The organism is Arcicella sp. GW458-12-2-14-TSB2, assembly GCF_059423785.1.
Genome location: NZ_JBWKYN010000254.1, coordinates 1 through 6015, shown reverse-complemented (window position 1 = coordinate 6015; position 6015 = coordinate 1). Strand labels below are relative to the sequence as shown.

Genomic DNA, 6015 nt, shown 5'->3' with positions numbered 1-6015 from the left:
CTTTTAATTACTTACAACTAAAACTTTAAAAAAAAATGGAAGTAAAGATTAAATCTCTGTTGGTGGCTGCAAGTTTGTTATTTGCCGTTGCGGTAAATGGGCAGACTGTTCAGCAAGGCTTGACGCAGTTGGACGGAGACCAGCCAATTAAAGCTAAAGCAACATTTACATCACTAGTATCGGCTAGCTCTACTGGTGAAAATTTATATTATTTAGGGTATGCTCAGTTACGTTCAGGAGAATTAAGTGAAGCAAAAGCAACATTTGAAAAAGGACTTGCTACAGACCCTAAACAACCGTTGAACTCAGTTGGTTTAGCAACTTTGTTGTTGGCAAATAAAGACGGAGCAGGTGCAAAAGCTGCTTTTGATAAAATTTTGGCTGATACAAAGATGAAAAATGCTGAAGTGATTTTCCGTATTGCAGAAGCTTATACATTGTTTGAACATACAAATGATCCTGCGGAAGCTGTTCGTTTGATTGATTTGATCACAGAAAAGACTAAAAAGCCTTTGACTGCTGATATGCAAATTGTAAAAGGAGATGCGTTTTTATTGAAAAATGATGGTGGCCCAGCGGCATCAGCTTATGAGCAATCTATCTTAATCAACAAAACTGCAAAAGCTTATGTTAGATTAGGTGTTGTATATTTAAGAGGTAAAAACTATCAATATACAATCAATAACTACCAAACTGCTTATGAGACAGATTCATCTTATGCTCCGTATTATAAGAGAATGGGTGAATATTATATCATCTTCAACCGTTATAAAGAAGCATCTAAATTCTTTAGAAAATATGTTGAAAGAGCAGAGGCTACTCCTGCAATCTTATTAAGTACTGCTAAATTATTATTCTTAGCAAAAGATTATGAAGGTGCAATGCAGTTTACAACACAAGCTGAAGCTGGTGGAGCAAAAGATAATGATATCTTTAGAATGAAAGGTTATTCTAATATTGAATTAGGAAACCCACAAGTAGGTATTGAAAACCTAGAGCAAATGGTGAAAGCGGGTGTAAAACCGTATTATTTGGATAACGTTTATTTTGGAAAAGGATACCAAGGTTTAAAACAAGATTCTTTAGCAGTTGAATATTATTTGAAAGCTGCACCAGAAGATACGATTAACAACCATTTCGCTACAATCTATACGATTGTATATGGTCAGAAAAAGTATCCCAAAGCAGCAGATTTTGCTTTAAAGGCAATTGACTGGAAATTGAAGAAGAAAGCTCCAATGGCAAGTGCTGATTACTACAATGCTGCTATGGCTCTTTATTTTACAACAGCTTATACCCCACGTGAAGATTCATTAGGCAGATACAACACTGGTATGAAAGCAGATTCAATGTTTGCTAATGCAATTGCAATCAATGATAAATTTGCTCCATTCTATTTGTTCCGTGCTAGAACTAACAACTATGTGGATTATACTGGAACAAAATGGTTGGCAGTACCACACTACGAAAAGTTCTTGTCAGTGGTTGATTTAGCAAAAGCTAATAAAGAACAATTGTACGAAGCATATAGATATTTAGTAGGATATCATGCAAACGTAACGAAAGATACAGCTAAGATTCAAGAGTATGTAGATAAAGCTGTTGCTATCAAGCCTGAAGACCCAGATAAATTGAAAGAGTTTTTAGCACCTGCTACAGGAACAGCGGCAACGCCAGCTAAGACTCCAAAAAAATAATAATTTAAAATTTGTTTGATACAAAGCCCTGCCATTTGGTAGGGCTTTGTTAATTTTGAGGCATTCTAACAAAACAACAAACATGTACGCACTAATTACAGGAGCCAGCAAGGGAATCGGGAAAGAAATAGCCGTAGAATTGGCTAAACAAAAATATAATCTATTATTAGTGGCAAGGTCAGAAGGTTTGCTTCGTGAAGTAGCCATTGAAATTCATGAAAAATACGGCGTAACAGTAGATTATTTAGCCGTAGATTTAGCAGCGGTTGATGTTGCTAGAAAAGTATATCAATGGGTTGAGCAAAAACAATATGAAGTAGCTATCTTGGTGAATAATGCAGGATATGGCTCTGTAGGTAATTTTGATACTTATTCTATTGAACAAAATAGGGATATGATGAACCTAAACATGGCTACGCTTACTGAAATGTGTCATGTGTTTTTGCCGATGTTGAAACGCCAGTCCAAAGCATATATCATGAATATTGCTAGTTCTACTGCATACCAAGCTTTACCAAAAATGGCAGTTTATGCAGCCACTAAAATATTTGTATTAAACTTTACAAGAGCATTAAAAGGCGAATTAAAAGGCACTTCTGTATCTGTAACTTGTATTAGCCCAGGTGCAACAGATACTGGATTTAATGATAGAGCTGCTGTTCCAGCTAAGGCTCGTAAGGCAGCAGAGAAGGTAGCGATGACTCCAGAATTGGTAGCAAAAATTTCGGTATCAGCCATGTTTGCTGGAAAAACAGAGGTGATTCCGGGCTTGGTCAATAAGCTTGGAGCTTTCTTGGCTTGGCTTGCACCAAAATCGATTACTGAAAATGTAGCGGCTGGAATTTATCAATAAAATATAAGAATGTCACTGGAAGGTAGTTTTCCAGTGATATTAAATTTTCAAATTACCTTCGCTATCATAAGCTATTTCCCCATCAGCAATCATTTCACGAATGATGTCTTTGAATATTTGCATATTGGGTGGTTGCATAATCTGAGTGATTAACTGTAAACTCATTGCCCCATTAGCCAAAAGCAGTTTTATTTTCTGCCGTGTATTGTTGGCAAAATCTTCATCTTCTACCTCTTGTTTATTACGCTTCTTTTTCTTCAAACAATTATCACAAATACCACAAGTTTCGTCAGTAATTTCATCGAAATATTCTAATAGAATTTGTGTACGACACCTAGTTTCATGCTGTACATAATGTGCCACTGCTTGGGCTTTTTGTAACGCTTTTGCTTTGCGATAATCAATTTCTTGTATTTGTAGTGGCAATGTTTTTAAATCATGCCGAGCAGTAAGGAAGGTAACTTGAGGTTTATCTTTTTGTCTATCGTAAATCACCAAATCAAATTTTTCTAAATTGGACAGCATCGTTTCAACCTCCTTCAAAGGTATTGAATAAGCTTTGGCGATGTTTACTTCAGAAATGGTTATGAAAGTACTGAAAAGTTCTCCCCCATACATCCTCAGCAATAGTTTAATAAAGGAATCGTATTTAGGATTTCGAATTTGAAAATCATATAACTGTCGGTTATCGACTTTCAAAGTAATTTTAGAAGGACTATGAAATGAATCTGACAGTTGAATGAATCCTTCATTTTCAAGAACTTTTAAGGCAAAATAAGTTTCGGTAGGAGGGAGGTCAAAGCGTTTTTGAAATTCGAGCAAATCAAAATCAAAACTAGAAAACTCTCCCGCACCCACTGCCAATTGAAAAAAGTTACCTAAACATTGATATACTTTTTTGACTAATTCAATGGGTGGATAATTCTGTAATATATTTTTCTCTAAACTTTCAATATCTTTTAGGTTAAAAAGCGCTACGGCATACGCTTTTTCGCCATCGCGTCCTGCTCTGCCTGCTTCTTGATAATAAGCCTCTAGCGTATCTGGCAAATCTATATGAATGACAGACCTAACGTCGGGCTTGTCGATACCCATACCGAAGGCATTCGTAGCTACGATTGTCCTAACTTGATTTTTTATCCAGCGTTCTTGTCTTTTACTACGCTCGTCAGCACTCAATCCTGCATGATAAAAAGTAGTATTGATATTATTCTTATTTAATAAATCTGAAATTTCCTGTGTTCTTCGGCGATTGCGGACATAAACCACAGACGAGCCTTGTACATTTTGTAGAATTTTGATAAGTCTTCTTTCTTTATCTTCTTCATTAAAGGCCGAGTAGGATAAGTTGTCACGGGCAAAGCTTTGTTGGAAAACGGAGGGCGAATCCATTTCCAGTCGCATCAAAATCTCTTGACGAACGTCTTTCGTAGCAGTAGCCGTTAAGGCAATAAGGGGGACGTTTGGGATATTTTTTTTGAATTCAGCGATTTTCAGATAAGGTGGTCTGAAATCATGACCCCATTGCGAGATACAATGGGCTTCGTCAATAGCCAACAGATTTACTTTCATCTGTTTGACTCTTTCAATAAAAATAGTGGTTTGTAATCTTTCGGGCGAGACATATAAAAATTTAACGTCACCATAGATACAGTTATCTAAGGCAATATCAATTTGATTTTTATGCATTCCTGAAAAAATACCAATCGCCGAAATCTTTCTTTGCTTCAATTGATTTACTTGGTCTTGAATCAGCGCAATCAAAGGTGAAACAACGATACAAACGCCATCATTCATCAATGCTGGGATTTGAAAACACAACGATTTTCCCCCACCCGTTGGCATTAATGCCAAGGTGTCTTTTCCATCCATTACCGATTGAATAATATCTTCTTGTAATGGTCGAAAGGAATCATAACCCCAATATTGCTTTAGTATTTCCTGTGCCGACATAGGTAATAAGCAGATTATTCAATAGTATAATGTTTCTACAGTTATAGAACGAGCCTTGAAGAATAGTTAAATAAACGTTCCTGCTAATAGCTCTTGTTTAATCGTTTTGATTCTTGAATTTAGGTTAATATGTTCAAAGTCGATGCCTTCTACACAAATAGCCGTTAAAAAAGCATTTACTTCTGGTTGATGCGGAGTTTTTTTGCCTGTAATTACATCGATGTATTTAGAAGTTGTCCACAGCACAGCCTTTAGGTGTGTACAATTTTCATCTGTCATTACAAACTCCGTAACTAGCGTATCATCATTAAAATAAATAGCAGAAGAAATAATACCGATTCTCTCGCTTACTTTAGCAGAATTAACGTAGGCTATTTGATGATTATAAACAACCCATGATGTTTTGTTGTGTTCAAAATAGTCGTTATAATCAAACTCATAGATAGTAGCAACTTGGTCTTCACGAGCGTTAAAGAAGTAATCAAAATATTTCGCATTGTTTAAGTGCTTTAAAGGGTCGCAATCTTGAAACCTTATTACAGCTTTTGAATATAATTTTTTTGGATATTGTTTATCGGGCTTTAACGAGAACATTGTTTTTCTGTTTATTGACTGTTGTGATGGAATAACTTTTTATACTTATTAAATATGTACAAAAGTAGCAATTCGTTACGAATTGTAAATATTAGCTAAAACAAGTACATTAGCAACACAATATATTGCGCCGACAAACATTAAGAAAGATAATCTTATAACCAAACGAATGACAAAAATATTATTAGTCGAAGACGACGATAGCCTAGGATTTGTAATAAAAGACAATCTTGAACAAGAAGGATACACCATAGACCTTCAAACTGATGGGAAAGCTGGACAAAAGGCTTTTCAGAATAATCAATATGACATTTGTGTTTTTGATGTAATGCTTCCTGAAATGGATGGATTTTCGCTTGCAGAATTTGTAAGAGGTACTGGAAGTGAAGTTCCTATTATTTTTTTAACAGCCAAATCATTAAAAGAGGATAGAATAAAAGGGCTAAAATTGGGTGCTGATGATTACCTAACCAAACCATTTAGTATAGAAGAACTCGTGCTAAGAATAGAAGCGATCCTGAAAAGAACAGGGAAGAAGACTGGACAAGTAGTTAATCAAAATATACATAACATAGGGAAATATACTTTTGATGTAAAGAATTTAAAACTGTTTTTTGAAAACGAAACACAAGACCTCACGCATAGAGAAGCTGATTTATTAGCTTTTTTAGTGAATAATAAGAACGAAACACTGTCGCGAGATAAAATTCTTATTGCCATTTGGGGTGACGACGATTATTTTAAAGGCAGAAGCCTTGATGTTTTCATTACTCGTTTAAGAAAATACCTTAATAAAGACCAAAATATCAAACTAACCAATGTTCATGGAGTGGGTTTTCGTTTTGATGTCCCTTGATTTTTTTAAATTTTAGGTAAAAAGTCCGCTATTAAATGAAAGTTAATAGCGGACTTTTTATT

5 protein-coding genes are annotated in these 6015 nt (G+C 35.2%); 3 read left to right on the top strand and 2 right to left on the bottom strand.

What is annotated here, in order from left to right; genetic code table 11:
* The first annotated feature begins 35 nt into the window (after nucleotides 1-35).
* Nucleotides 36-1697 (top strand): tetratricopeptide repeat protein, encoded by a 1662-nt coding sequence (locus tag AC07XN_RS22960; RefSeq protein ID WP_309924501.1) that lies wholly within the window; start codon nucleotides 36-38, stop codon nucleotides 1695-1697.
* Between the two features lie 82 nt (nucleotides 1698-1779).
* Complete coding sequence (locus tag AC07XN_RS22955) at nucleotides 1780-2550, top strand: SDR family NAD(P)-dependent oxidoreductase (protein ID WP_309924499.1); 771 nt, start codon at nucleotides 1780-1782, stop codon at nucleotides 2548-2550.
* A 39-nt stretch (nucleotides 2551-2589) separates the two neighbouring features.
* Here AC07XN_RS22955 and AC07XN_RS22950 read toward each other — a convergent pair whose 3' ends face one another.
* Entirely contained in the window at nucleotides 2590-4503 is a 1914-nt protein-coding gene (locus AC07XN_RS22950) for a RecQ family ATP-dependent DNA helicase (protein ID WP_494744748.1), read from the bottom strand.
* Nucleotides 4504-4569: 66 nt separating this feature from the next.
* Nucleotides 4570-5097, bottom strand: a complete 528-nt coding sequence (locus AC07XN_RS22945; RefSeq protein WP_309924495.1) for an acyl-CoA thioesterase — start codon at nucleotides 5095-5097, stop codon at nucleotides 4570-4572.
* Between the two features lie 169 nt (nucleotides 5098-5266).
* Here AC07XN_RS22945 and AC07XN_RS22940 point away from each other — a divergent pair, with 169 nt between their 5' ends.
* The gene (locus AC07XN_RS22940; RefSeq protein WP_309924494.1) at nucleotides 5267-5953 is read left to right on the top strand and encodes a response regulator transcription factor; all 687 of its coding nucleotides are present in this window, start codon (nucleotides 5267-5269) and stop codon (nucleotides 5951-5953) included.
* The last annotated feature ends 62 nt before the right edge of the window (nucleotides 5954-6015 follow it).

Excerpts from the sequence above, each read along its gene's own strand:
- AC07XN_RS22960 (WP_309924501.1), top strand. The coding sequence starts at position 36 with ATGGAAGTAAAGATTAAATCTCTGTTGGTGGCTGCAAGTTTGTTATTT.
- AC07XN_RS22955 (WP_309924499.1), top strand. The coding sequence starts at position 1,780 with ATGTACGCACTAATTACAGGAGCCAGCAAGGGAATCGGGAAAGAAATA.
- AC07XN_RS22950 (WP_494744748.1), bottom strand. The coding sequence starts at position 4,503 with ATGTCGGCACAGGAAATACTAAAGCAATATTGGGGTTATGATTCCTTT.
- AC07XN_RS22945 (WP_309924495.1), bottom strand. The coding sequence starts at position 5,097 with ATGTTCTCGTTAAAGCCCGATAAACAATATCCAAAAAAATTATATTCA.
- AC07XN_RS22940 (WP_309924494.1), top strand. The coding sequence starts at position 5,267 with ATGACAAAAATATTATTAGTCGAAGACGACGATAGCCTAGGATTTGTA.